Here is a 25,787-nt window from a genome sequence, read left to right on the forward strand (position 1 = left end):
TTTGCATTCATCGCGTATGGGTGTATTTTTGTGAGCTATTTCGCGTTAGATGAGTGATATAACACTCACTTTAAACATAAAATTAACATTATATCTAAATCATAGTATTCATCCCTCCGATTCTTACCTAATATCGACTAGCCCTTGCTGGGGTTAATGACAGACGACAGGCCATCAGAGCCTGAACAACACAGACAGGTACAACAGGAAGAAATCACATGGTAGATCAGGTTAAAGTCGCTGCTGTCGAGCAGGAGCCGACTGAACAATCGCTACGGCGAAATCTCACAAACCGACATATTCAGCTGATTGCAATTGGCGGGGCGATCGGCACTGGATTATTTATGGGTTCTGGCAAAACCATCAGCCTTGCCGGGCCATCCATTATTTTTGTTTATATGATTATCGGTTTTATGCTGTTTTTCGTTATGCGAGCCATGGGCGAATTACTGCTGTCGAACCTCGAATATAAATCCTTCAGCGACTTTGCGGCCGATCTGCTGGGCCCCTGGGCGGGCTACTTTACCGGCTGGACCTATTGGTTCTGCTGGGTGGTGACGGGGATGGCGGACGTGGTGGCGATCACCGCCTACGCGCAGTTCTGGTTTCCCGGACTCTCCGACTGGGTCGCGTCGCTGGCGGTGATCCTGCTGCTGCTGGGCCTGAACCTTGCCACCGTCAAAATGTTTGGCGAAATGGAGTTCTGGTTCGCGATGATCAAAATCGTCGCCATCGTGGCGCTGATCGTGGTCGGCCTGGTGATGGTCATGATGCATTTCAAATCGCCGACCGGCGTCGAAGCCTCTTTCGCGCATCTGTGGAATGACGGCGGCTGGTTCCCGAAAGGGCTGAGCGGCTTCTTCGCCGGCTTCCAGATTGCGGTATTCGCCTTCGTGGGGATTGAGCTGGTCGGTACCACCGCGGCCGAAACCAAAGACCCGGAAAAATCCCTGCCGCGGGCGATTAACTCCATCCCGCTGCGTATCATTATGTTCTACGTCTTCGCGCTGATTGTGATTATGTCGGTGACGCCGTGGAGCTCTGTGGTGCCGAGCAAGAGCCCGTTCGTTGAGCTGTTCGTGCTGGTCGGTCTGCCGGCGGCGGCGAGCCTGATTAACTTCGTGGTGCTGACTTCCGCAGCCTCATCGGCCAACAGCGGTGTCTTCTCCACCAGCCGTATGCTGTTCGGTCTGGCGCAGGATGGTCAGGCGCCGAAGATGTTCGCCAAGCTGTCGAAGCGTGCGGTGCCGGCGAAGGGCTTAACCTTCTCCTGCATGTGCCTGCTGGGCGGTGTGGTGATGCTGATGGTCAACCCGAGCGTGATCGCCGCGTTCACCATGATCACCACGGTGTCGGCGATCCTGTTCATGTTCGTCTGGACCATTATCCTTTGCTCTTATCTGGTCTACCGTAAAAAGCGTCCGCAGCTGCACGAGAAGTCCAAATATAAGATGCCGCTGGGCAAATTAATGTGCTGGGTGTGCATGGCCTTCTTCGTCTTCGTACTGGTGCTGTTGACCCTCGAAGATGACACCCGTGAAGCGCTGATGGTCACCCCGCTGTGGTTCGTTCTGCTGGGTGCGGGCTGGCTGTTTGCCGGCAAAAAACGTCTGGCGAAATAAAAGAGCATTTTAACGTTGCTTGCAACGGACCGTCATAAAAAAGGCCACCCGGAGTGGCCAAATAAGACGGACAATGTCGAGGGCGCCTGCGGGCGCCTTTTTCGTTATTCTCCTGCGAGGGCACGCGGGAACAGCACGTTATTTTCCAGGCTGATGTGCTCCATCAGATCGTCAATCATCTCGTTGATACCGTTATACATCGCTTTCCATGTGGTGCACGCTTCCGGCGGCGGCGTCACGTTATGGGTGATATGTTTGATCACCTCCAGCAGTTCACCCGCTTCGTCATGCTCGCTTTCCATCACGCTGATGGGGCCCCCGGCCTGGGCGCCCATCCCCTGTTTGATCATCGGGAACAGGATCTGCTCCTCTTTCATCATATGGCTGGAGAGCTCCTGCTGCAGCATGGTCAGGTACTTCGTCAGCCCTTTCGGCACGTTCGGTTTATCGGCATGGACCCGTTCCACCTTGGTGGCCTGCAGGATCAGCTCTGGCAGCTGTTCGCGGTGCCGATCATGATAGCGAACGATGATATGGTCGATAATCTCCGCGAGAGGCGCCGCGCGCCAGTCGTGGGTGACGGGCTGCTCGGCCAGTTTCGCCAGCTCGGCTTCGATCACCGCGACATCCAGCGCTTTACGCGATGCGGCGCGCGCCAGCGTCTGTTTGCCGCCGCAGCAGTAGTCCATATCGTATTGACGGAACAGGGCGGAGGCGCGCGGGATGGTCAGCGCCAGCTCGCCTAAAGGTTGGTCACGGAAAGCCATAGCAGTTACCTCGTCATCAGGAATATAAGATGTATTTTAAATGCATCTTTTTGGCGAGGGAATACCCCTTAAGGAGGCCTGGCTACTTTTTTTCGTCCGTCAGCGGTTGCAACGTCGGTTTGTCCGGCCTGGCGCGTACGGCGGAGACCACGCCGAGCACCAGCAGCAGGATACCGCTCAGGGTCAGCAGCGGTGGTAAACTTTGCCGCAACAGAAAGGTATACAGGAGCCCGGCCAGGGTTTCGAAAACGATAAGCGGCCCGAGGATCACCGTCGGCAACCGTTGACTGGCAATATTCCAGCACAGCGCGCCGACCCATGAGCAGAGCACCGCGATGGCCAGCATCAGCGTAATGAACACCGCCGGGCGCGGGCCGAAGGGCAGGGGGAACCCGGCCTGCTGACCGTGCAGCCAGGCGCAGGCGGCGAGATAACCGGCCAGCGAAACCGGAAGCGTCACCAGCGCCTGAGCGGTAGCCCACATCATCGGCGGTTGATGCGGATTCTCCCGCAGCCAGCGGGCGTTGCGCAGCGCATACCAGGCCCAGCAGACCACCGACCCCAGCGCCAGCGCAATGCCGGAGCCGTAGCGCCACGGACTAAAATCAGGCAACCCCTGGCGCAGTTCCGCGACGTTAACGCAGATCAGGCCGACGGCGATGCAGACCAGCGCCGGAAACAGGCGCCGCCACGGCAGCTTTCCGTCGCGCTGGCTGTAGAGCAGATTGGCGAAGACCGGCAATACCACCGGCAGCGTGCCGATAATCATGGTGGAGACCGGCGCCCCGGTGCGCTGAATGGCGCTGGCCAGACAGACGTAATAGATAAGATTTCCCATCATCGTCAGACCCAGCGCGGTCCACCAGTCGTTCCGGCTCAGCTGGCGCAAACGCGCGCGCCCGAGCCATGCCAGCGGCAGGGCGATCAGACCCAGCGCCAGATAGCGTCCCATCGACTGGAGCATCGCCGGATACTCGGGCACCAGCAAAGGCCCGACAAAGATTAATCCCCACATCAGCCCCGCCAGCAGGGCGTACAACACACCACTAATCATCATTGCATCCATTGTCATCACGGTTATCTGCAGTGTAGAAGGAGGGCGGGCGGGAATATTGTATGAGATTGCGCATCAGCGCCTGGCGACCTGCTTCTGATAGCGTACCGGCGTAATGCCGTAACGCTGGGTGAAGGCGCGGGTCAGGTGAGACTGGTCGGTAAGGCCGACGGCTATCGCCACTTCGGCGGCGGGCATGCCGTGGGTGAGAAACGCCTTGGCGCGCCACAGGCGGATGGCCATCAACATCTGATGGGGCGTCACATGATAGTGGGCTTTAAACTGGCGCTGAAAGTGGTACGGGCTAAGCGCCGCCACCTGAGCCAGCTCGTCGAGGGTGATGGGGCGCATATAGTTATCGTGCAGGTAGTCGCGCACGCGGTCGAAGCGATGTCCTGTCTCGCCCTGCGCCGAGGCATGGTGGGCCAGAGGGCGGAAGGTGTCGATGAGGTCGAGCAGCATTCCCTGCTGGGCCAGCGCATCGTCGCTGTGCCACAGGCCATATATTAGCTGGCCAATCCGCCGGGACCGCAGGGGATCCTCGCGGACCACCTCGCTGAACCACCAGTCGCGCACCCCGGTGATAGCCTCCAGACGGTCCGGCTCCAGATAAATCATCCGGTAGCGCCAGCCGTCGGCGGTTTCCGCTTCGCCGGTGTGCAGCTCGTCGGGATTCATGGTGACAATAGCGTTGGCGGCGGCGATATGCTGGCTGCCACGGTAGCGAAAGCGCTCGGCGCCTTGCTCAATCACGCCGATGCCGAAGGCTTCGTGAGTATGGGGTTCAAAGGCGTAGCGGGAGATATGGGCGTGGTAAAGCTCCACCCCGGGCAGCTGTTCGAGATGGCGAAAGCGCGCACGATCTTTTTCATCACTAAATTGGGGTGGTACGCCCTGCATGCCTGCCTCCCGACGGTTGATCTCTTCAATATGAGAGAGGAACCGCCGGGACGCAACCGCAAAAGCTGAGAGGGGCGGTTACAGCATGCCTTTCACGCTTTCGGCAAGGGAAGTGGTCGGACGGCCAATCAATGTACTCAGGGTGTGGCTGTCGTCAAACAGCCCGCCTTTCGAGGCGCCGACGTCGGAGTCCGCCAGCATATCCGCCAGACCCGCCGGCAGGCCGACGCTTTTCAGCGCGGCGGCGAAGTCGGCTTCGCTGAGGTTCTGATAGACCACGTTTTTCCCGCTGTGCGTGCTCAGCTCGGCAGCCAGGTCGCTCAGCGTCCAGGCGTTATCGCCCGCCAGTTCGTAAACTTTCCCTGCATGGCCTTCACCGGCGATAACGCGGGCGGCCGCGGCGGCATAATCCGCGCGGGTAGCGGAGGCAATTTTACCTTCGCCGGCGGCGCCGATAAACACGCCGTGCTCCAGCGCCGGCGGCGCGCTGGCCAGATAGTTTTCGGTATACCAGCCATTGCGCAGCAGGGCGTAAGCGATGCCAGAGTCGGCCAGCATCTGCTCGGTTTCAATGTGTTCACCGGCCAGGCCCAGCGGCGAGGTGTCGGCGTGCAGCAGGCTGGTGTAGGCGATAAATTTCACCCCAGCGGCTTTGGCGGCGTTGATGACGTTGCGGTGCTGTACGGCACGCTGGCCGACTTCGCTGGAGGAGATTAACAGCAGTTTATTCACGCCCTGCAGCGCGGCGGTCAATGCCGCTTCGTCGCTATAGTCGGCCTGGCGGACGACGACGCCCTGCTGGCTGAGCGCCTGGGCTTTGGCCGGGTTGCGGACAATCGCCACAATCTGGCTGGCAGGAACGGTTTTAAGCAGGTCTTGCAGAACGTAGTGGCCAAGCTGGCCGGTGGCACCGGTAAGGGCGATCATGGGGCTTCTCCTTCGTGTTTATTGGCAGTTGTGGTAAGCTAACACCTTAACTAACTTTTAGTAAGTACGTACAAAAAGGTAAGTATGAAAATGGCCGAACCGACGCTGAGCGATAAACTGCGCAACGGCAATCTGTTTGCGGAACAGTGCCCGTCGCGCGATGTGCTTAAACATGTCACCAGCCGTTGGGGCGTGTTGATTCTGGTGGCGCTGCGCGAGGGGACCCATCGCTTCAGCGATCTGCGGCGCAAAATGGGCGGGGTCAGCGAAAAGATGCTGGCGCAGTCGCTGCAGGCCCTGGAGCAGGATGGTTTTATCGACCGCGTCTCTTATCCGGTGGTGCCGCCGCACGTTGAATATAGCCTGACGCCGCTCGGTCTGCAGGTGAGCGATAAGGTGGCCGCCCTGGCGGACTGGATCGAGGTTAATCTGCCCGCGGTGCTGGCGAGCCACGGGGAGTGAAAATGTATCACTCCCTGTAGCCCCGCCACCGGGGAGATGTACCCGGATAGCGGCTGGCGCCTTATCCGGGCTACCCGTCAGCTCCGGTTTGTAGCCCCGGTAAGCGCAGCGCCACCGGGGAACAGGCATTACTGACTCAAATCCAGCTGATAAATGGCGAAGCCGATATCATCGGCGGCCACCTGGCGCATCGGATACTGGGCTTTCTCTTTGATAAACGCCGCGGCTTTGTCGCCAGGCGAGGTCTCAAAACGAATATCCAGCGGTGTCTTACTGTGGATCGGCGCCAGGCGCCAGTTGTTATCCGCCGCCGGATGGATCGCGCCATCCTTCTTCGATTGCGCGCCAATCCACGCCGCCAGCACCGAACGGTTTTCATCCGGTGAGGCAAAGGCGATATGGCTTTCGCCGGTGCCGGCGAATTTACCGCCGTAAGCGCGATAGTTATTGGTGGCGACCAGAAAAGTGGCCTGCGGATCGACCGGTTTGCCATTGAAGGTCAGGCCCTTGATGCGCTCTGCCTGCGGATGGATCATCTGGCACTCGCCGTCGTAGCGGGCCGGCTGGCTGACGTCGATCTGGTAGTTCACCCCGTCAATCACGTCGAAGTTATAGGTGCGGAAGCCGTCCCAGTTGATCAGCGACTGCGGCTTGCTGCTGGCCGGGTCTATCTGGTTAAACTGCCCGGCGGAGCACTCCAGCCACTCCTTGACCTCCTTCCCGCTGACCTTCATCACCACCAGGGTGTTGGGGTAGAGATAGAGGTCGGCGGCGTTGCGGAAGGTGAGCTGGCCTTTTTCCACTTCCACGAAGCTCGCCGGATCGTTTTTACGCCCGCCGACTTTAAACGGCGCGGCGGCGGAGAGCACCGGCAGTTTCGCCAGGTCCGGGTCGCCCTGAATGTAGTGTTCGACGTAGGCTTTTTGCGCCATGTTGACCACCTGCACCGTCGGGTCGTCCTGCACCAGCGCCAGATAGCTGTACATGTTGTCGGCGGACTTGCCGATCGGCTGACTGACGAACTCGCGAGTGGCGTCGTGATCGGCTTTCAGCACCTCCACCAGCTTGCCGTCTTCCGCCGCCAGCGATTTCTTCGCCACCGCGTCGTAGATTGGCCGCGCTTCCGCTTTACTCTGAGTCACCTGCCATTTTCCGCTGTCGTTGTTCAGCACCAGATCGACCACCCCGAGGTGATCGCCCCACATTCCCGGCATTACCGCCGGCACGCCGTTCAGCGTCCCTCTGGCGATATCCGCGCCTTTAATGTTGGCGAAGTCTTTGCCGGGGAACACCGCGTGGGCGTGGCCGAACATGATGGCGTCAACGCCGGGCACCTGGCTTAAGTAGTAGACCGAGTTCTCGGCCATCGCCTGATACGGGTCGGCGGAGAGGCCGGAGTGCGCGACCACCACGACCACGTCAGCGCCTTTCGCCCGCATCTCCGGGATATATTTGCGCGCGGTTTCGGTAATGTCGTTGACCGTCACTTTGCCGCTAAGATTGGCTTTATCCCAGGTCATGATCTGCGGCGGCACAAAGCCGATATAGCCGATGCGCAGGGTGTGGGATTGACCGTCGCTGTCCTGAACCGGGGTGTCCTGGATCAGGTAGGGGGTGAACAGCGGTTTGCCGGTTTTGGCATCGATGATATTGGCGTTCACGTAGGGGAATTTCGCCCCGGCCAGCGCTTTGTGCAGGAAGTCGAGGCCGTAGTTGAATTCATGGTTGCCCAGGTTGCCGACGGCATAATTCAGGGTGTTCATCGCCTTATACACTGGATGAACATCGCCCTCTTTCAGCCCCTTAGCGGCCATGTAGTCGCCCAGCGGGCTCCCCTGGATCACATCCCCGTTATCTACCAGTACGCTGTTTTTCGCTTCTGCCCGCGCCTGTTCGATCAGGGTGGCGGTACGCACCAGGCCGAATTTCTCCGTGGCGGCATCTTTGTAATAGTCAAAGTCCATCATATTGCTGTGCAGATCGGTGGTTTCCATGATCCGCAGGTCGACCGTTGCGGCGCTGACGCTGGCGGCGATCAGCGTGGCCAGGAGCGTTGCGCTAAACTTAATCATCAGAGGCGTCCTTTTTTTATGAGCGATAGCACAGAAGAAAATGTATTTATATTCTGTTGCTTACAGAAATGTGAATCTTGCCAGAAAAGTGGGCAGCGAAACCGCCATCGTTATCACAGATAGCGGAACTTGCGGTGATGCGATATAAATAAAACAACGAGTTAACGCCACTGTAACCAGACGAGGTGGAGAATGTTAGAACAAGTATGTCAGCTTGCACGGAACGCGGGCGATGCCATCATGGAAGTTTACGATGGAAACCAACCGATCAACGTCGCCAGCAAGAAAGATGATTCTCCGGTCACGGCGGCGGATATCGCGGCGCATAAAGTCATTGTCAGCGGCCTGCAGGCGCTGGATGCCACCATTCCTGTTTTGTCGGAAGAGGACCCGCCGGCCTGGGAAGTGCGTCAGCACTGGCAGCGCTACTGGCTGGTCGACCCGCTGGACGGCACCAAAGAATTTATTAAGCGTAACGGCGAGTTCACTGTCAATATCGCGCTGATTGAAAACGGCAAGCCGACGCTGGGCGTGGTCTACGCGCCGGTGATGAAGGTGATGTACAGCGCGGAAAAAGGCAAAGCCTGGAAAGAAGAGTGCGGCGTGCGCAAGCAGATCCAGGTCCGCGATGCCCGTCCGCCGCTGGTGGTGATCAGCCGCTCCCATGGCAACGATCCGGAGCTGCAGGAGTACCTTGAGCAGCTGGGCGAGCACCAGACCACCTCTATCGGCTCCTCGCTGAAGTTCTGCCTGGTGGCGGAAGGTCAGGCCCAGCTCTATCCGCGCTTCGGGCCGACCAGCACCTGGGACACCGCCGCCGGCCATGCGGTCGCGGTCGCCGCCGGGGCGCATGTTCACGACTGGCAGGGGAAAACCCTCGACTACACGCCGCGTGAATCCTTCCTCAACCCCGGCTTCCGGGTCTCTATTTATTAAGCAGCTTACGCAGCAGGTCGATCACCTGCTGCACCTCCTGCTGGGTGAGCGCGCCGTCTTTGGCCCACTGTACGCGCCCGCTCTTATCCAGCACCACAATCGCGGAGCTCTTCTCGTCCAGCTGCCAGGCTTTCCGCACCAGCCCGTTGCTGTCGACGATAAATTGCGACCACGGGAAGAGCTGTTTATTACTCTCGATACTGTTGCGCACGAACATGCCGGTGCCCGGGATGGCATCGTCGGTATTGACAATGGTGGTGGTCTGATAGCGATCGTGTGGGAAGCTCGCCGCTTTAATCGCCTCGATCAGGTTGGCATTTTTCTCTTTTGCTGACGAGCGTCCAGCGATGTGCTGGATGACTCGCACTTTTCCCACCAGCTGCGAGCTATTCCAGTTTTTATAGTTAAACTTATCATTATCCAGAATAAGTTCGCCCCGATCCGCGACGCCGACCGGCGCCACGCGCTGGCCGTCGACAAAGTTATGCGCTGAGGCCAGCAGCGGGAAGAGGAGTAACGAGGCGGCCAGTATGCTACGTAGGGTCATGCGGAATCCTTAATCATTTTTGTGCAGGTGATCCGACCACTTGGTCTCGTTTAATGATAAGTGCGATTGGCGACGATTACCCGCAATGAGGATGCCAGTTTGCGTGTTGACGCACAAATTAGTCGAAAAACGGCGACTTATACTTACTTCATCGTATGTCCGAAACGAAAATTCTGAATTATTGTCATCAAACGGTAAATAAACTTATACACACTGGGTCCCTCTGAGATTCTGGACTATAGTTTTAGGGCATTAAAATTTGCGCTCCCGATACGTGGGCTAACTGTGGCACCACAGGAGCGTAACCCTGGCAGGAGAGAAGAATGAAAATTTTCCAACGCTACAATCCGCTGCAAGTGGCGAAGTACGTGAAGATCCTGTTTCGTGGACGGTTGTACATCAAGGACGTTGGCGCATTTGAATTTGATAAGGGCAAAATCCTTATCCCGAAGGTCAAGGACAAGCTGCATCTGTCAGTGATGTCCGAAGTCAATCGTCAGGTGTTGCGTCTGCAAACTGAGATGGCATAACCTGACACGTAGCAGTACGTAGTAGGTAAAAGACGGCTCCCGATGGGGGCCGTTGATGTTTTCAGCCCTTCATCTCCGCATAGCGTTTGCGATACTCCCCCGGTGGAATGCCGTTATGTTTACGGAACAAGCGGGTGAAATAGACCGGATCGCTGTAACCCACCGATAAGGCAATCTTGTTAAGCGGGAGTGTGGTGCTCTGAATGAGCCACCTGGCGCGGTTGATGCGCTGAGCTTCCCGCCAAGCGTAAACCGTCTGCCCCAGCTCATTTTTGAAAAGGTGCGCCAGACGTGAAGGAGAGATAAATACCATCGCCGCCAGGGTCTCGATTTTTACCTCTTGCGCGATATGGGCGTTAAGGTAGTCGCAGACGGCGTTAATTCGCGGATCGTGGGCGTGGCGGTTGCTGATGGGCTGTTGCTGAAAACAGCGGAGGATCAACCTTTCCAGGGCGTTCATCGCCAGCGCTTCCGACAGCGGCGCGGAGGCCGAGTGGTGGCGTATCACTTCATGGAACAGATCGCGCAGGTGCTGGAGCTGGTCGGGGTCAGCAACGGTCGTTTTGCCGATGCCGTGTGTGGTTTGGTCCCATTTTAGCCAGTCTATCCAGTAGGGGCGGGGAATAAAGTAGATCCAGAGATGGTCCCAATACTCGCTGTGTTCGTCTCTGCCGTAATGATGAGGCACGCCGGGGGGAAACAGCAGCAGATCGTTTTCCCGACACAGAAGAAAGCCATCGCCCGCTTTCGCCCGCGCCTGGCCACGCAGGGTCAGATTGATGATGTAACCTTTCATCCCCTGCGGACGATTAATGTAGTAGTCCAGTTTGGAGCCGCGGGTTATCGGCGTGAAGCCCGCGACAACCCAGGCATTGAAGGTAAAGGTTTTCATCAATGGCGAGAAATTGAGTAGCTCATTGATATCAAGTTCCATTCTCTCTCCCACCTGAGCGTCGCAGCGTCATTACCTTTCGATGATAGTAAATTCCCATGCCCTGAGGCGCAACGGCTGGCCGCTGCGCACTGTTTCCCCGCTCAGCAGGTCGTTCCCCGCCGTTTCGCTACCGAAATCGAGCGTCTCGCCAGAGTAATTGAACAGGAAGTGGATGGTTTTCCCGGCGCGATTACGCATCTTTTTGACCACTAATGGGTAGCGATAGGCGGAAGTGCGCGAGCGCAATGCGAGATCGGCAGTGAGTACATCAAACAGCTGGCTAATCAATCGCTTCTGCGGCAGGAAGCCAACGTACATCGATCGTCCCCGGCCATAATCCGCTTCGGTGGCGGCCGCGTACTCGCCCCATGCCGGATGCTGATAGCGCAGCAGAGTGCGGGTCCCGGCATCGGGCGTCAGCAGCTCCATCCACAGCTCCGCCTGATTGTCGTTGCGGCAATCAATATCCGCGCAGCATGAGCTTACCGTTGTCCCTTCCGGCAGGGTGAACTGGCTGTAGCTGACGCCGCAGCTCTGCCGCAGGATCCCAGGCTGCGCGCTGCGGCGCACTTTGACGTTTTCATCGCTAAAGCCCGATTTAAAGCCGATAAGCGCTCTGCCGCCCTCGGCGATATAGTGGTTGATACGCGCCAGCAGGCCATCATCGGCAGCGTACAGGCCGGGAACGATCAGCACCCGGTAGCGAGAGGTCTCCTCGTTGACGTCGTGGATGATATCGAGGCTGATATTGTGGTCATACAGCGCATCGTGGAAGCGGCGGAAAATATCGTTATAAATATTGCCCTCGGCGTCGCTGGGGCGGAACTGGTTAAGGGCGTCCATTGCCTCATTGCTTATCAGCAGCGCAACGTCGTTTTCGGCCTTCAGCTCCGCCAGCTGCGGCGACAGGCGGGCAAAGTCAGCCCCGATAGTGGTGGCCTCCTGCCAGGTCGGATTACGCGAGAAGTCGTGGCTGAGCAGCCCCTTCCAGTAGGTTTCGAAGGCGTTATGAATTGAATGCCAATGCCAGTAGGAGACCATGGCGGCGCCGGAGGCGATATGGCTGAACGCCTGCAGGCGCAGCTGCCCCGGGAAGGGAGTCCACTGGGCGAAACCCTGCGCCTGCGTTTCCAGCACGAAGTAGTTCTGGCCCGGCTTAAGCGAGCGGGTGATGGCGCCGCCGAAGGCGATTTCCCGCCCGGTCAGGTGCGCCTGGCTCGGGTGATAGATATCAACACCGGCGATATCCAGTGCCTGCGCTGCCGCAAAATGGTCGACCCGCGGCTGCACGCCGTAAGAGTAACCGCGCCATTCAAAATCGAAGTTGTGGGTGACGAACTGATGCGGCTGGGCGTACTCGCGCACGATCTCCGCCTGCCAGGCCAGATACTCGGTGACCTGCTGGCGCTGATAACGGAAAAAGGCGCAGGCGAGGCTGGCGTTGATGGTATTTTCCACCGGCGGAAAATCCTGCCAGCGGTCAATGCGGTTGCTCCAGTAATCCAGACCGAAATCGTGATTTAGCTGCCGGAGGTCAGGATATTTCTCCTGCAGGCTGCGCACAAAGCCCTCCTGCATATAGCGGCCGATATTGTCGTAATGCTTGGTTTCGTTATCCAGTTGCCAGCCGATAATTGCCGGATGGTGCTGCACATGCGCCATCAGCGTGCGGATAATTTTTTCGGCATAGCGGCGAAAGGTCGGGTTGACGATATCCATGATCTGCCGTGGGCCATACTTTTGCTGCCCTGTGACGGTGGTGACCAGAATATCGGGATGTTTCGCCGCCAGCCAGGCCGGGACCGCGTAGGTCGGCGTCCCGACGATGACCGCGATGCCGGCCTCATGCATCGCCGCCAGCACCCGGTCGATATGGTAGAAATTGTACTGACCCTCTTCGGGCTCCAGCGTACTCCATGTGGACTCGGCGATACGCACCACGTTAATGCCGGTTTCGCGCATTAAGGCAATATCCTTGGCCAGCCGATCTTCCGGCATATATTCATCGTAATACGCCACGCCATAAAATAACTGAGACATGCAGACTACCTCCTGACATTAATTCGCGGGCACAGGTTGTGAAGAGAACACGCGCGCTTTATCCAGCGTGATAAACGAAATGAGCGTGAAGCACAGGGCGATACTTCCCAGCACGATATAGCTGCTGGTAAAGCCCATTCTCTGGTACATATGGCCGATGCCGGTGGAGAGGAAAATAGAGCTAAAGCTTTTTGAAAACTGAAAGCCAATTAAGTAAACCGTCGCTGAAAGCAGGGGGTTAAAGTTAGCGGTAATATATTTAAGCGCCGCGACGAGTAACACCGAGCTTTCAAATCCATGGAGAAGTTTAATCAGGCTGATGGATATCGGGCCAATAGCCCACGCGGAACCGATAATGCGCAAGCTCATAATCAGCCCGCAGTATAACAGCGCATTTTTGGGGCCGATTTTATTCACAAACCACGGCGCAAAGAACATGACGACGGCATCAAGGAAAATCTGTCCTGTCGTTAAATAACCGAAGACTTCTGCGCCCCGGGCTTTACTCTCAAAAAAGTGGCTGTAGTAGATAGCGAACTGCTGGTCATAGGTTTCATAGACCGCGCCCACGCCAATCACATAGAGCGCGAAGAACCAGAATTTTTTAATTTTCAGCAGCGAGGCGGCATCGCGGAGGGTGACCGGAGACGTTTTGCCAGACAGTAGCCCCTGCTGCTGATGGGTGCTGATCTGCATTTTCCAGACAATCACCAGCAGGCAGACACCTGCCGCGCTGGCCAGCCAGAAAATCATGTTCTGATCGATGCCGTAGAGCTTTCCTGCCGCAAAGGTGCCGATCGCGGCGCCGATGCCGCCGAACATCCTCGCCCGACCAAATTCGAAGCCGGAGGCGCGGCTGACCTTATCGATGTAGGCTTCGCAAATCCCGCAGCCTGCGCCGTAGGCCATGCCAATATAGAGGCCGCCAGCCAGTGCGCCGAGGAACACATTTATTTTTAACAGAGGCGCGAAGACATAGATCCAGTATGGGGCGAATAAGGTGATAATGATCGCCAGCATCCACATCAAATTCTTACGATACACCAGCTTATCCGATATAAAACCGAATAATGGCTGAACGCAGACGGCCACAATGGCGGTGAAAGAATAAACCAGACCGACGTCCGTGTAGTTAATACCGATGGTTTCCGTTAACCACAGTGATAAATAGGGGTAGCAGCATCCCCAGCCTATAAAGAAAAACAGGAAAAACAGACAGCTGATAAAGTAATTTTTATTCGACGTTATCATGGTAACCCTCGCTTCCTTTATTCAGGAATATGATCGTGTAGACGCGAGCAACGTTACCTTTTTGCGCACGGGGGAGTCATGAACGTTTCGCTATGGAGCAGTAATAATCTGCTATCGGCAGAGGGGCGTGAGCCGCTTCACATTCGGGCAATAAAAAGGGCGGATGATCATCCGCCCTTAAGAGAGAGAAAAGATGACGCTCAGGCGTTCTGGCTTTCCGCCGCTTCCGACTGCTTGGGCACCAGCACCGTTGGCTTGTTATCGATGCGGGTCACCAGCAGCTGGTCGATACGGTAGTTGTCGATATCCACGACCTCGAACTTATAGCCGGAGAACTTCACCGCGTCGGTGCGCTTGGGGATTTTACGCAGCATAAACATCATAAAGCCGCCGATGGTCTCGTAGTTCCCGGACTGCGGAAACTCGTCGATATCCAGCACGCGCATCACGTCATCAATCGGCGTACCGCCATCGATCAGCCACGAGTTTTCATCGCGAGCGACGATCTGCTCTTCCAGCCCCTGGCCGACGAGGTCGCCCATCAAAGTCGTCATCACGTCGTTAAGGGTGATGATCCCGACCACCAGCGCATATTCATTCATGATCACCGCGAAGTCTTCCCCGGCGGTTTTGAAGCTTTCCAGCGCTTCGGAGAGGGTCAGGGTATCCGGGACGATCAGCGTGTTGCGGATCTGCACGCCGCCGGTCAGCACCAGGCTCTGGTTCGCCAGCACGCGGTTCAGCAGATCTTTGGAATCGACGTAGCCGATAATATGGTCGATATCTTCATTACAGACGAGGAACTTCGAGTGCGGATGCTCGGCCACTTTATTCTTCAGGCTCTGCTCGTCTTCATGTAAATCAAACCAAATGACGCTTTCACGCGGGGTCATGGAGGAAGGAACGGTGCGGGACTCCAGCTCGAACACGTTCTCAATCAGCTCATGCTCCTGCTTGCGCAGCACCCCGGCCAGCGCGCCGGCCTCGACCACGGCATAGATATCGTCGGAGGTGATATCGTCTTTCCGCACCATCGGCAGTTTGAAGATGCGGAAGATCATATTAGCCATGCCGTTAAACAACCACACCAGCGGGCGGAAGACTAACAGGCAGAAGCGCATCGGGTTGATGATGCGCAGGGCCACGGTTTCGGGCGCAATCATACCGATGCGTTTCGGAGTCAGGTCAGCAAACAGAATGAACAAGCTGGTGACCAGGGTAAAAGAGATGATGAAGCTCAGCTGCTCGGAGAGCTCCGGTGACATATACCCGCTGAGCAGGCTATAAAACGCCGGGGAGAAGGCCGCGTCGCCCACGATACCGCCCAGAATGGCGACGGCGTTAAGGCCAATCTGCACAACGGTAAAGAAGGTGCCCGGGTTCTCCTGCATCTTCAGCACCCGCTGTGCGTTGACGTTGCCTTCATCGGCCAGCAGTTTCAGTTTGATTTTACGTGAGGCGGCCAGTGAGATTTCCGATATCGAAAAAAAGGCACTGACGGCTATCAGACAGAGTATTACTAAAATACTGTTTAACATATCTTTTCTGACCGTTGAGGTCAGATCCTCGGAAGGGAAGTTGATAACTCAAATGTGGAATACATAAAAAACCGGTCCGAAGGCGCTGGACCGGCTGTCACACTGGGTAGTATAGCGTAAGGGAATGTAAAGCCGCCAGAGCGTTCATTAACCGCCTCGCTGTTGAGGCGGAAATCAGAATTACGCCTGAGGCGGCAGGCAGACGCCAATGCCGCCGATGCCGCAATAGCCGTGCGGGTTCTTATACAGATACTGCTGGTGATCGTCCTCGGCATAGTAGAACGGTTTGGCGGTGGCGATCTCGGTGGTGATGTGCCGGGTATCGTGCGCGTCGTTCATCGCCGCCTGGAAGCGCGCGAGGCTGGCCTTTGCCGCTTCCGCCTGTTCCGGCGTCAACGGGTAAATCGCCGAGCGGTACTGGGTGCCGTGGTCGTTACCCTGTCTCATTCCCTGCGCCGGGTCGTGATTTTCCCAGAACACCTGCAATAACTGCTCATAGCTGATGACCTGCGGATCGTAGACCACGCGCACCGCTTCCGCGTGACCGGTCTGGCCGCTGCACACTTCGCGATAGGTCGGATTGGGCGTATAGCCGCCAGTGTAGCCGGCGGCGGTGCTGTAAACCCCCGGCAATTGCCAGAACAGACGTTCAACTCCCCAGAAGCAGCCCATGGCGAACAGCGCGACTTCCATCCCCGCCGGGACGTTGGTCATCGAGTGGCCGTTAACTGCGTGGAGCGTCGCCACTGGCATCGGGGTATTGCGTCCAGGCAGCGCATCCGCCTGGGCGACAAGATGCGTTTTATCAAATAGACTCACGGTGGGCCTCTCAATACAGAAATCGTCGTTAAGGTTGTAACGAAGCGTGTCTTTTAACACAATAAATACGCGTAATACGTCTAGATTAATACATAAGAATTATTTGGGTTATTGCCACTTTTTCAACCCTACGTTGTTAGGGTTTTGTTAAGCCGTGGAGCGGCGCCAGTGTTTCCTGTAGGGGGAAACAGGGATATTCAGGAGAAAATGTGCTAAAAATCCGCCAGTTATGTGTCACCAGCCTTTTGCTGGTCAGCGGGATCGCCAGCGCAGCGAATGTGCGTTTGCAGGTTGAAGGATTATCCGGGGAGCTGGAGAAAAACGTTCGCGCCCAGCTTTCCACCATCCAGAGTGATGAGGTCACGCCGGATCGTCGCTTTCGCGCGCGCGTCGATGACGCCATTCGCGAAGGTCTGAAAGCGCTGGGGTATTACGAGCCGACGATTGAATTTGATCTTCGTCCGCCGCCGAAAAGGGGCCGTCAGGTGCTGATCGCCAAAGTGACCCCGGGTGAGCCGGTGCGCATTGGCGGCACCGAGGTGATTCTGCGCGGCGGCGCCCGCACCGACAGCGACTATCTGGCGCTGTTGAAAACCCGCCCAGCCATCGGGACGGTGCTCAACCACGGCGATTACGACGGTTTCAAGAGCTCCCTGACCCGCGTCGCCCTGCGCAAAGGCTACTTTGACAGCGAGTTCATTAAAAGCCAGCTGGGGGTCTCCCTCGACCGCCATCAGGCGTTCTGGGATATCGATTACGACAGCGGCGAACGCTATCGCTTTGGCCACGTCACCTTCTCCGGATCGCAAATCCGTGATGAATACCTGCAAAACCTCGTGCCGTTTAAAGAGGGCGACTACTACACCTCTCAGGACCTGGCCGAGCTAAACCGCCGCCTGGCGGCGACCGGGTGGTTCAGTTCGGTGGTGGTGGCGCCTGATTTTGCTAAGTCACGGAAAACCAAGGTGCTGCCTCTGCAGGGCGTTGTCTCGCCACGCAAAGAGAACACCGTGGAAACCGGGGTAGGGTACTCCACAGACGTCGGTCCGCGGGTAAAAGCCACGTGGAAAAAACCGTGGATGAACTCCTATGGCCACAGCCTGACCTCCAGCGTCAGCCTCTCCGCACCGGAGCAGCAGTTCGACTTCACCTATAAAGTCCCGCTGCTCAAGAGCCCGCTCGAGCAGTACTATCTGATGCAGGGCGGCTTTAAGCGTACCGATCTCAATGACACCCAGGCTGACTCCACCACCCTTGGGTTGTCGCGTTTCTGGGAGATGTCGAGCGGCTGGCAGCGGGCGATCAACCTGCGCTGGAGCCTGGACCACTTTACCCAGGCGAACGTCACCAACACCACCATGCTGATTTACCCCGGGGTCTCGGTGAACCGCACTCGCTCCCGCGGCGGCCTGATGCCCACCTGGGGCGATTCCCAGCGCTACTCGGTGGACTACTCCAACACCATGTGGGGCTCGGACATCAACTTCATCGTGATGCAGGCCCAGGACGTCTGGATCCGTACCCTTTATGACCGCCACCGCTTTGTGGTGCGCGGCAACCTGGGCTGGATCGAAGCGGACAACTTTGACAAGGTGCCGCCGGACCTGCGCTTTTTCGCCGGGGGCGATCGCAGTATTCGCGGCTATAAATACAAATCCATCTCGCCGAAGGACGATGACGGCAAGCTGATCGGGGCCTCGAAGCTGGCCACCGGCTCGCTGGAATATCAGTACAACGTCAGCGGCAAATGGTGGGGCGCCGTGTTTGTCGATAGCGGCGAAGCGGTCAGCGATATTCGCGAAAGTGATTTTAAAACCGGCGCCGGGGTGGGCGTGCGCTGGCAGTCGCCGGTGGGGCCGATCAAGCTGGATATCGCCCGGCCAATCGGCGACAAAGAAGAGCATGGTTTACAGTTTTACATCGGTCTGGGGCCTGAATTATGAGTTTATGGAAGAAGATAAGCCTCGGCGTCTTAATCGTGTTGGTCCTCCTGCTGGGCACCGTCGGGTTCCTGGTGGGCACCACCACCGGCTTGCATCTGGTGTTCAAAGCGGCGGATCGCTGGGTACCGGGGCTGGAAATCGGCAAAGTGACCGGCGGCTGGCGTGATTTAACCCTCGATAATGTCCGCTATGAGCAGCCCGGCGTGGCGGTCACCGCCGGCCAGTTTCATCTTAGCGTCAGGTTGCGCTGCCTGTGGGACAGCAGTCTGTGCGTAAACGACATCTCGCTGCGCGATATTTACGTCGCCGTCGATACGAAGAAGATGCCGCCCTCTGCGCCGGTCGAGGAAGAGGACAGCGGGCCGCTGAATCTCTCCACCCCTTATCCGATCGCCCTCAGCCGCGTCGCGCTGCATAACGTCAACGTCAAAATCGACGATACCGCGGTCTCTGTGCGCGATTTTTCCACCGGCCTGAACTGGCAGGAGAAAAACCTGACCCTGACGCCGACCTCGCTGCAGGGGCTGCTGATCGCCCTGCCGAAGGTGGCGAAAGTGGCGCAGGAGCAGGTGGTTGAACCGAAAATCGACAACCCGCAGCCGCAGGAAAAACCGCTCGGCGAGACGATGACCGACCTCTTCTCGCAGCCGGTGCTGCCGGCGATGACCGACGTCCATCTGCCGCTGAACCTCAATATTGAGGCGTTCCGCGGCGAGCAGCTGCGCCTCACCGGCGATACCGATATCACCGTGTATAACCTGCTGCTGAAAGTCAGCAGTATCGACGGGCAGATGAAGCTCGACGCCCTCGATATCGACTCCGATCAGGGCAAAGTCACCGCCTCGGGCAGCGCCCAGCTGCAGGATAACTGGCCGGTAGACATCACCCTCGCCGGAACGCTGAACGTCGACCCGATGAAAGGGGAGAAAGTGCAGCTGAAGGTGGGCGGCGAGATACGTAAAACGCTTAAGGTCGGGGTGGACTTAAGCGGGCCGGTAGCGGCCACGCTGCGGGCGGACGCGCAGCTGGCGGAGGCCGGGCTGCCGCTCAATATGGAGCTGAAGAGCAAGCAGCTCGCCTGGCCGTTCAGCGGCGAGAAGCAGTTCCAGGCCGACGACGTCCAGCTGAAGTTCAGCGGCAAAATGACCGACTACGCGCTGGCCTTCTCCACCGCGGTGAAAGGCCAGTCGCTGCCGCCGGCGAAAATCGCCCTCAACGCCAAAGGCAATGAGCGGCAGATCAATCTCGACAAGCTGACGGTCAATGCCCTGGAAGGGAAAACCGAGCTGAAGGCGCTCCTCGACTGGCAGCAGGCGATCAGCTGGCGCGGCGAGCTGACCCTCGATGGCATCAACACCGCCAAAGAGGTGCCGGACTGGCCGTCGAAGCTCAACGGCAGGATCAAGACCCAGGGCAGCCTGTACGGCGGCAGCTGGCAGATGTCGGTGCCGGAGCTGAAAATTACCGGCAACGTGAAACAGAACAAGGTGGATGTCTCCGGCTCGCTGCAGGGCAACAGCTATCTGCAGTGGAAGATCCCGGGGCTGCATCTGGCGTTAGGCCCGAACAGCGCCGATATCAAAGGCGAGCTGGGGGTGAAGGATCTGAATCTCGACGCCACCATCGATGCGCCGCACCTGGATAATGCGCTGCCGGGGCTCGGCGGGACGGCGAAGGGGCTGGTGAAAGTGCGCGGCACTGTCGATGCGCCGCAGCTGCTGGCGGACATCACCGCCCGGGCGCTGCGCTGGCAGGAGCTGAGCATCGCCCAGGTCAACGTCAAAGGGGATGTGAAATCCACCGATCAGATTGGCGGCAACCTGGACGTGCGGGTGGATCGCATCAGCCAGCCGGGGGTGAATATCAGCCTGGTGCAGCTCAATGCCAAAGGCACTGAGAAGCAACATGAGCTGCGGCTGCGGGTGCAGGGCGATCCGGTTTCCGGCCAGCTGGCGCTGGCGGGCAGCTTCGATCGTCAGGCCGAGCGCTGGAGAGGCGCGCTAAGCGATACCCGCTTCCAGACGCCGGTGGGGCCGGTAGCGCTGACGCGCAGTATTGCGCTGGACTACCGTAACCAGGAGCAGAAAATCAGCATCGGGCCACACTGCTGGACCAACCCGAACGCCGAACTCTGCGTGCCTGAGACCATTGACGCGGGCGCCAGCGGGCGGGCGCGGGTGAATCTCAACCGCTTCGACCTGGCGATGCTTAAGCCGTTTATGCCGGAGGCGACCCAGGCCAGCGGCGTGTTTACCGGTAATGCCGATGTCAGCTGGGACACCACTAAAGAGGGGCTGCCGCAGGGCAAAGTGACCCTCAGCGGGCGCAACGTCAAAGTGACCCAGGTGGTCAATGACGCCCCGCTGCCGGTGGCGTTCGATACGCTGAACCTCAGCGCCGACCTGCATAACAATCGCGCGGAGCTGGGCTGGCTTATCCGCCTGACCAACAATGGCCAGCTGGATGGGCAGGTGCAGGTCACCGACCCGCAGGGGCGGCGTAACCTCGGCGGCGACGTCAATATCAGCAACTTCTCGCTGGCGATGATCAACCCGATTTTCGCCCGCGGTGAAAAGGCGGAGGGACGGCTCAACGCCCGTCTGCGCCTGGGCGGCAACGTGAAAAGTCCGCAGCTGTTCGGCCAGATGCAGCTAAGCGGGGTGGATATCGACGGCAACTTTATGCCGTTTGATATGCAGCCGAGCCAGCTGGCGATGAACTTCAACGGCACGCGCTCGACCCTGCAGGGGACGGTGAACACCCGTCAGGGGCAAATCGCCCTTAGCGGGGACGCCGACTGGACGCAGATCGATAACTGGCGGGCGCAGATTGCGGCGAAAGGCAGCCGGGTGCGGATCACTGTGCCGCCGATGGTCCGTCTTGATGTATCGCCGGACGTGGTGTTTACCGCCACGCCAAGCCTGTTCAACCTCGATGGCAAGGTGGATGTGCCCTGGGCGCGGATCGTGGTCAACGAGGTGCCGGAGAGCGCGGTCGGCGTGTCGTCGGACGAAGTGATGCTCGACAAAAACCTCAAGCCGATTAAGCAGCAGAGCGCCGGGATCCCGATCAACAGCAACCTGACGATCCACGTCGGCAACAACGTTCGTCTGGAAGCCTTCGGTCTGAAAGCGCGTCTGACCGGCGATCTGAAAGTGGCGCAGGATAAGCAGGGGCTGGGACTCAACGGGCAGATCAATATTCCGGACGGCCGCTTCCACGCCTATGGCCAGGATTTGATTGTGCGCAAAGGGGAGCTGCTGTTCTCCGGTCCGCCGGATCAGCCGTTGCTGAATATCGAAGCGATTCGTAACCCGGATGCCACCGAAGACGACGTGATCGCCGGCGTTCGCGTCACCGGCTCCGCCGATCAGCCGAAAGCGGAGATCTTCTCCGACCCGGTTATGTCCCAGCAGGAAGCGCTCTCTTATCTGCTGCGCGGCCAGGGTTTGAGCAGCGGACAGAGCGATAGCGCCGCGATGACCTCAATGCTTATTGGTATGGGGGTTGCACAAAGTGGTCAGGTTGTGGGTAAAATCGGCGAGACGTTTGGCGTAAGCAATTTGGCGTTGGACACCGAAGGGGTAGGCGACTCTTCCCAGGTGGTGGTCAGCGGCTATGTACTGCCGGGTCTGCAGGTAAAATACGGGGTCGGTATCTTCGATTCCCTGGCGACGCTGACTTTACGTTATCGCCTGATGCCTAAGCTATATGTGGAAGCGGTGTCTGGCATCGACCAGGCGCTCGATTTGCTCTATCAGTTTGAGTTTTAGCAATGCGAATATTTGTTTACGGCAGTTTACGACGCAAACAAGGCAACAGCCACTGGATGACCAACGCCCAGTGGCTGGGCGCTCATAGTGTCGACGATTATCAGCTGTACAGCCTGGGCCACTATCCAGGCGCGGTGCCCGGCGAAGGCACAGTACATGGTGAAGTTTATCGTATTGATGCATCGACGCTGGCCGAACTGGATGCGCTCCGCACCAAGGGGGGCGAGTATGCGCGCCACCTGATTCAGACGCCTTACGGCAGCGCATGGATGTATGTCTATCAACGTTCCGTTGAGGGTTGTACGTTGATAGCGAACGGCAACTGGTTGGATCGCGACCAGTATTAACCACGACAGCGCCACCTTCGGGTGGCGTTGTTTTTTCTGCGCCCGCCTCTTACCAGAGCGGCAGATAATCTCTCGCCAGCCACATCGTGGAAGCCAGCGTCGTCAGCGCGAGGAATAATAATCGTCGTGTTGGGGTGCTGAACATTACATGACCTCCTCGGGCGTGGTTTGGGGGGCTGCCTCCCGCAGGTAACGCCGCATCGCCGATCGCAGCTTCAGCCAGTCAGCCACCCGGTGTGACAATAACCAGGCCGTTGGGCCAATCAGCTCCAGTACCGCCAGTATCCCGCCAAAGCAGAGTAACAGTAAGGACAGCATGTCCAGTGAATCCTGAACCTGCCACCAGACGCGCCGGCCAGACTGAAGGGCGCTGATGATTTCTACCCCGAGAAATAGCAGATACATCACCAGCGCGAGGCCGTAAAACAGGTAATAAAGCAGCGACAGCTGTCTGCGTCCAGGATAGAGCGGATGGTTTTTTACATAAGCCGCGCCGTCGCTGGCATTGTATAGCGCATGGATCGCCCGGCTGTCGCGCTCGTATACGGCGACGATACGATCGCCAGTGGCTAGAAACGGTGGCTGACGACGATAGAGAACAGGATGCAGCGCGAAATTAGCGCAGCCTGCCTGCCACCAGAAGGCCAGCGGCAGGGCACCGCATTGTATCCCGAGGCCGTGATATTCCCGCGTAGGATTGCCCGCATACCACTTCTTAAAGTGGGTATCGGTGATGATGTCTGTCTTAGCCGCATAGCGTTCCGGCAGGGCATGCGTAAAAGGCATCGCCGACCGGCGGACGGCCCGCGGCGTTGCGGGTAGCGGCTGGCAAAAAGAAAAGTCGCGGCGACGGGCCTGCGCCATCTTCGCCAGCAGATCGCGCATGGCGGGGTGCCGTTTTAGCGCCGGGTGGAACAGCCGCTCGCAGAGCCCGGTTAACAGCGCGATGAAGGCCAGTACCGCGATAATGCCGCAGCCGAACTTTGCCCATTCTGAGGCGCTCACCAGGAGCGGAATAAGGGAGACGATGAGTGTCAGCAGGCTGATAATCAGCAGCGGCCGGGCCCAGCGCTTGACGCGTTGACTGGGCTCAAGGAGCGTTTCGCCATCGCTGAGCCAGTGGATCCAGTAACTGCCGTTGTCCAGGCGGCGGGCGCCGAGATACAGAGGCTGATGGGTCTTCAGGCGGTCAAAAAGCGAGGGGGCGTTAAAATAGCGTTTATCGGTATAAAAGACATGGTCGCCGGCGATAAGGCGCAGATACCCCTGTTTTTCAGAGGCGGCGGTTGTGAAGCCAGAAAAGTTAAGAGTGAAATAGCGAACGCTTTTCACGGGACACCCTCCATGGTGTTATCGCGGCTATCCGTGCCGCAATCAGGCAGGGTATGACCCTGCCTGAGACAGAATTACTTCTGCTTAGCGCGCTCGAAAGAGGCAACGATTTCAGCTTTCGCCGCTTCTGCGTTGTCCCAACCGTCGACTTTAACCCACTTGCCTTTTTCCAGATCTTTGTAGTGCTCAAAGAAGTGAGTGATCTGGGCTTTCAGCAGTTCCGGCAGGTCGTTCACATCGTTGATGTGATCGTATTCTTTGCTCAGCTTGGTGTGCGGTACCGCAACCAGTTTCGCATCTTCACCGGATTCGTCGGTCATCTTCAGAACGCCAACCGGACGGCAGCGGATCACGGAGCCCGGCTGCAGCGGGTACGGGGTCGGGACCAGCACGTCAACCGGGTCGCCGTCCAGGGACAGGGTGTGGTTGATGTAGCCGTAGTTGCACGGATAGAACATCGCTGTGGACATGAAACGGTCAACGAACAGTGCACCGCTCTCTTTGTCGACTTCGTATTTGATGGGATCTGCGTTCGCCGGGATCTCGATCACGACGTAGATGTCTTCCGGCAGATCTTTGCCCGCAGGTACGTTGAGTAAGCTCATGTCTGTTTCCTTTAAAATGTATGGCAAACAAGTGCTCGGTATTATAGCCAACTCACATCGAATGTCTTCGCTTCTTTTTCCCGATCTCGCCGTGGAGTGCTCTGAATTTTGCGCGCAATAATGGCATGAAAATCCATAAACATAGCCACATCATGAATAAATTTATGTAACCGTTTTCATTGCATGTGATTGATTTATCAAACCGCTTAAAAAAACGTCATAAACCGCAACAGCCGCGCTCCCTGCGAAGCCTTATCGGCTCTCCGCTGGGCAATGGGGCCGTCATTAACATCTCATTTACTTTTTTGAAGTGTGATGTAACGCATTCAGTTACATCACCGATTGTCTATAGTTTGTCCGCAGGTGAGACTTTAACCAACAATAACCCTACGAGGATACCCTTATGTGGAAGCGCTTACTTCTTGTCACAGCAGTTTCCGCAGCTATGTCGTCTATGGCGATAGCTGCCCCGCTAACCGTAGGTTTTTCGCAGGTCGGTTCTGAATCCGGCTGGCGTGCGGCAGAAACCAGCGTCGCGAAAGAGGAAGCCGCCAAGCGCGGTATCACGCTGAAGATCGCCGATGGTCAGCAAAAACAGGAAAACCAGATCAAAGCGGTGCGCTCCTTTATCGCCCAGGGGGTAGACGCGATCTTCATTGCGCCGGTGGTGGCTACCGGCTGGGAGCCGGTGCTGAAAGAGGCGAAAGAGGCCAAAATCCCGGTCTTCCTCCTCGACCGTTCCATTGATGTGAAAGATAAAGATCTCTACATGACCACCGTGACCGCCAACAACGTGCTGGAAGGTCAACTGATTGGCGACTGGCTGGTGAAAACCGTCGACGGTAAGCCGTGTAACGTCGTGGAACTGCAGGGCACCGTCGGGGCCAGCGTGGCCATCGACCGTAAGAAAGGCTTCGCTGACGCCATCGCCAAAGCGTCGAATATCAAAATCATCCGCTCTCAGTCCGGCGACTTCACCCGCAGCAAAGGGAAAGAGGTTATGGAGAGCTTTATCAAGGCTGAGAATAACGGCAAAAACATCTGCATGGTATTCGCTCATAACGACGATATGGCCATCGGCGCCATCCAGGCCATTAAAGAAGCTGGCCTGAAGCCGGGCAAAGATATTCTGACCGGCTCCATCGACGGCGTGCCGGATATCTATAAAGCGATGATCGCCGGTGAAGCCAACGCCAGCGTCGAGCTGACGCCAAATATGGCCGGCCCGGCGTTTGATGCGCTGGAGAAATACAAAAAAGACGGCACCCTGCCGGAGAAGCTGACCATTACCAAATCGACGCTGTATCTGCCGGATACGGCGAAAGAAGAGTTAGAGAAGAAGAAAAATATGGGCTACTGAGTGGATAGCCCCTCATCCCGCCCCTCTC

General features: G+C 57.6%; 21 protein-coding genes. 8 read left to right on the plus strand and 13 right to left on the minus strand.

What is annotated here, in order from left to right; genetic code table 11:
- Positions 1–218: 218 nt before the first annotated feature.
- Complete coding sequence (gene cycA, locus ACLH1U_RS19345) at positions 219–1,622, plus strand: D-serine/D-alanine/glycine transporter (protein ID WP_023291730.1); 1,404 nt, start codon at positions 219–221, stop codon at positions 1,620–1,622.
- Positions 1,623–1,726: 104 nt separating this feature from the next.
- Here the strand turns inward: cycA and ytfE are convergent, their stop codons facing one another.
- From ytfE to ACLH1U_RS19365, 4 genes are all read right to left on the minus strand, one after another.
- Complete coding sequence (gene ytfE, locus ACLH1U_RS19350; protein WP_032454637.1) at positions 1,727–2,389, minus strand: iron-sulfur cluster repair protein YtfE; 663 nt, start codon at positions 2,387–2,389, stop codon at positions 1,727–1,729.
- Positions 2,390–2,471: 82 nt separating this feature from the next.
- The gene (locus ACLH1U_RS19355) at positions 2,472–3,443 is read right to left on the minus strand and encodes a DMT family transporter (protein ID WP_032454638.1); all 972 of its coding nucleotides are present in this window, start codon (positions 3,441–3,443) and stop codon (positions 2,472–2,474) included.
- 75 nt (positions 3,444–3,518) lie between these two features.
- Entirely contained in the window at positions 3,519–4,343 is an 825-nt protein-coding gene (locus ACLH1U_RS19360; RefSeq protein ID WP_023291733.1) for an AraC family transcriptional regulator, read from the minus strand.
- A 78-nt stretch (positions 4,344–4,421) separates the two neighbouring features.
- Entirely contained in the window at positions 4,422–5,270 is an 849-nt protein-coding gene (locus tag ACLH1U_RS19365; protein WP_032454639.1) for an SDR family oxidoreductase, read from the minus strand.
- Positions 5,271–5,360: 90 nt separating this feature from the next.
- Between ACLH1U_RS19365 and ACLH1U_RS19370 the strand changes: the two genes are divergently transcribed.
- A complete protein-coding gene (locus tag ACLH1U_RS19370) occupies positions 5,361–5,732 on the plus strand; it encodes a winged helix-turn-helix transcriptional regulator (protein WP_032429258.1) in 372 nt (123 codons plus the stop codon).
- Positions 5,733–5,860: 128 nt separating this feature from the next.
- On the opposite strand, the gene cpdB is transcribed toward ACLH1U_RS19370, so the two are convergent.
- Complete coding sequence (cpdB, locus tag ACLH1U_RS19375; protein ID WP_374014407.1) at positions 5,861–7,804, minus strand: 2',3'-cyclic-nucleotide 2'-phosphodiesterase; 1,944 nt, start codon at positions 7,802–7,804, stop codon at positions 5,861–5,863.
- 192 nt (positions 7,805–7,996) lie between these two features.
- On the opposite strand from cpdB, the gene cysQ reads away from it, so the two are divergent.
- Positions 7,997–8,740, plus strand: coding sequence for a 3'(2'),5'-bisphosphate nucleotidase CysQ (cysQ, locus tag ACLH1U_RS19380; RefSeq protein ID WP_023291737.1), 744 nt, complete (start codon positions 7,997–7,999; stop codon positions 8,738–8,740).
- Here cysQ and ACLH1U_RS19385 read toward each other — a convergent pair.
- Positions 8,730–9,287, minus strand: coding sequence for a YtfJ family protein (locus tag ACLH1U_RS19385; RefSeq protein ID WP_105491310.1), 558 nt, complete (start codon positions 9,285–9,287; stop codon positions 8,730–8,732). The two genes, cysQ and ACLH1U_RS19385, sit on opposite strands and share 11 nt — an antisense overlap.
- A 323-nt stretch (positions 9,288–9,610) precedes the next feature.
- On the opposite strand from ACLH1U_RS19385, the gene ACLH1U_RS19390 reads away from it, so the two are divergent.
- Entirely contained in the window at positions 9,611–9,817 is a 207-nt protein-coding gene (locus ACLH1U_RS19390; protein ID WP_002886707.1) for a DUF1107 domain-containing protein, read from the plus strand.
- Positions 9,818–9,878: 61 nt separating this feature from the next.
- Here ACLH1U_RS19390 and araC read toward each other — a convergent pair whose 3' ends face one another.
- From araC to msrA, 5 genes are all read right to left on the minus strand, one after another.
- Positions 9,879–10,751: an arabinose operon transcriptional regulator AraC gene (araC, locus tag ACLH1U_RS19395; protein ID WP_023291739.1), complete on the minus strand. Its 873-nt coding sequence runs from the start codon at positions 10,749–10,751 to the stop codon at positions 9,879–9,881.
- A gap of 30 nt (positions 10,752–10,781) precedes the next feature.
- Positions 10,782–12,791 carry a beta-galactosidase gene (locus tag ACLH1U_RS19400; protein WP_072421247.1) on the minus strand — a complete coding sequence of 670 codons (2,010 nt, stop codon included), beginning with the start codon at positions 12,789–12,791 and terminating at the stop codon, positions 10,782–10,784.
- Between the two features lie 18 nt (positions 12,792–12,809).
- The gene (locus ACLH1U_RS19405; protein ID WP_032454642.1) at positions 12,810–14,042 is read right to left on the minus strand and encodes an oligosaccharide MFS transporter; all 1,233 of its coding nucleotides are present in this window, start codon (positions 14,040–14,042) and stop codon (positions 12,810–12,812) included.
- A gap of 200 nt (positions 14,043–14,242) precedes the next feature.
- A complete protein-coding gene (locus ACLH1U_RS19410; RefSeq protein WP_023291742.1) occupies positions 14,243–15,580 on the minus strand; it encodes a hemolysin family protein in 1,338 nt (445 codons plus the stop codon).
- Between the two features lie 180 nt (positions 15,581–15,760).
- On the minus strand, positions 15,761–16,399 hold the full coding sequence (gene msrA, locus ACLH1U_RS19415) for a peptide-methionine (S)-S-oxide reductase MsrA (RefSeq protein WP_085551697.1): 639 nt from the start codon (positions 16,397–16,399) through the stop codon (positions 15,761–15,763).
- 209 nt (positions 16,400–16,608) lie between these two features.
- Between msrA and tamA the strand changes: the two genes are divergently transcribed.
- From tamA to ACLH1U_RS19430, 3 genes are read left to right on the plus strand one after another with little or no spacing between them, the layout of a single operon-like run.
- A complete protein-coding gene (gene tamA / locus ACLH1U_RS19420; protein ID WP_032454648.1) occupies positions 16,609–18,342 on the plus strand; it encodes an autotransporter assembly complex protein TamA in 1,734 nt (577 codons plus the stop codon).
- Positions 18,339–22,115 (plus strand): autotransporter assembly complex protein TamB, encoded by a 3,777-nt coding sequence (gene tamB / locus ACLH1U_RS19425; protein ID WP_368764170.1) that lies wholly within the window; start codon positions 18,339–18,341, stop codon positions 22,113–22,115. The genes tamA and tamB overlap by 4 nt, the downstream gene beginning before the upstream one ends.
- 2 nt (positions 22,116–22,117) lie before the next feature.
- The gene (locus ACLH1U_RS19430; RefSeq protein ID WP_002886724.1) at positions 22,118–22,462 is read left to right on the plus strand and encodes a gamma-glutamylcyclotransferase; all 345 of its coding nucleotides are present in this window, start codon (positions 22,118–22,120) and stop codon (positions 22,460–22,462) included.
- Positions 22,463–22,606: 144 nt separating this feature from the next.
- Here the strand turns inward: ACLH1U_RS19430 and ACLH1U_RS19435 are convergent, their stop codons facing one another.
- Positions 22,607–23,794 (minus strand): hypothetical protein, encoded by a 1,188-nt coding sequence (locus ACLH1U_RS19435; protein WP_101862395.1) that lies wholly within the window; start codon positions 23,792–23,794, stop codon positions 22,607–22,609.
- A gap of 74 nt (positions 23,795–23,868) precedes the next feature.
- Positions 23,869–24,399 carry an inorganic diphosphatase gene (gene ppa / locus ACLH1U_RS19440; protein WP_002886766.1) on the minus strand — a complete coding sequence of 177 codons (531 nt, stop codon included), beginning with the start codon at positions 24,397–24,399 and terminating at the stop codon, positions 23,869–23,871.
- Positions 24,400–24,802: 403 nt separating this feature from the next.
- Here ppa and ytfQ point away from each other — a divergent pair, with 403 nt between their 5' ends.
- Positions 24,803–25,759 carry a galactofuranose ABC transporter, galactofuranose-binding protein YtfQ gene (gene ytfQ, locus ACLH1U_RS19445; RefSeq protein WP_002886769.1) on the plus strand — a complete coding sequence of 319 codons (957 nt, stop codon included), beginning with the start codon at positions 24,803–24,805 and terminating at the stop codon, positions 25,757–25,759.
- Positions 25,760–25,787 lie beyond the last annotated feature (28 nt).

The sequence above is a fragment of the Klebsiella sp. 1SOBk5mer genome (assembly GCF_046603115.1).
In the GTDB taxonomy this organism is placed as follows: domain Bacteria; phylum Pseudomonadota; class Gammaproteobacteria; order Enterobacterales; family Enterobacteriaceae; genus Klebsiella; species Klebsiella quasipneumoniae.

Excerpts from the sequence above, each read along its gene's own strand:
- cycA (WP_023291730.1), top strand. The coding sequence starts at position 219 with ATGGTAGATCAGGTTAAAGTCGCTGCTGTCGAGCAGGAGCCGACTGAA.
- ytfE (WP_032454637.1), bottom strand. The coding sequence starts at position 2,389 with ATGGCTTTCCGTGACCAACCTTTAGGCGAGCTGGCGCTGACCATCCCG.
- ACLH1U_RS19355 (WP_032454638.1), bottom strand. The coding sequence starts at position 3,443 with ATGATTAGTGGTGTGTTGTACGCCCTGCTGGCGGGGCTGATGTGGGGA.
- ACLH1U_RS19360 (WP_023291733.1), bottom strand. The coding sequence starts at position 4,343 with ATGCAGGGCGTACCACCCCAATTTAGTGATGAAAAAGATCGTGCGCGC.
- ACLH1U_RS19365 (WP_032454639.1), bottom strand. The coding sequence starts at position 5,270 with ATGATCGCCCTTACCGGTGCCACCGGCCAGCTTGGCCACTACGTTCTG.
- ACLH1U_RS19370 (WP_032429258.1), top strand. The coding sequence starts at position 5,361 with ATGGCCGAACCGACGCTGAGCGATAAACTGCGCAACGGCAATCTGTTT.
- cpdB (WP_374014407.1), bottom strand. The coding sequence starts at position 7,804 with ATGATTAAGTTTAGCGCAACGCTCCTGGCCACGCTGATCGCCGCCAGC.
- cysQ (WP_023291737.1), top strand. The coding sequence starts at position 7,997 with ATGTTAGAACAAGTATGTCAGCTTGCACGGAACGCGGGCGATGCCATC.
- ACLH1U_RS19385 (WP_105491310.1), bottom strand. The coding sequence starts at position 9,287 with ATGACCCTACGTAGCATACTGGCCGCCTCGTTACTCCTCTTCCCGCTG.
- ACLH1U_RS19390 (WP_002886707.1), top strand. The coding sequence starts at position 9,611 with ATGAAAATTTTCCAACGCTACAATCCGCTGCAAGTGGCGAAGTACGTG.
- araC (WP_023291739.1), bottom strand. The coding sequence starts at position 10,751 with ATGGAACTTGATATCAATGAGCTACTCAATTTCTCGCCATTGATGAAA.
- ACLH1U_RS19400 (WP_072421247.1), bottom strand. The coding sequence starts at position 12,791 with ATGTCTCAGTTATTTTATGGCGTGGCGTATTACGATGAATATATGCCG.
- ACLH1U_RS19405 (WP_032454642.1), bottom strand. The coding sequence starts at position 14,042 with ATGATAACGTCGAATAAAAATTACTTTATCAGCTGTCTGTTTTTCCTG.
- ACLH1U_RS19410 (WP_023291742.1), bottom strand. The coding sequence starts at position 15,580 with ATGTTAAACAGTATTTTAGTAATACTCTGTCTGATAGCCGTCAGTGCC.
- tamB (WP_368764170.1), top strand. The coding sequence starts at position 18,339 with ATGAGTTTATGGAAGAAGATAAGCCTCGGCGTCTTAATCGTGTTGGTC.
- ACLH1U_RS19430 (WP_002886724.1), top strand. The coding sequence starts at position 22,118 with ATGCGAATATTTGTTTACGGCAGTTTACGACGCAAACAAGGCAACAGC.
- ppa (WP_002886766.1), bottom strand. The coding sequence starts at position 24,399 with ATGAGCTTACTCAACGTACCTGCGGGCAAAGATCTGCCGGAAGACATC.
- ytfQ (WP_002886769.1), top strand. The coding sequence starts at position 24,803 with ATGTGGAAGCGCTTACTTCTTGTCACAGCAGTTTCCGCAGCTATGTCG.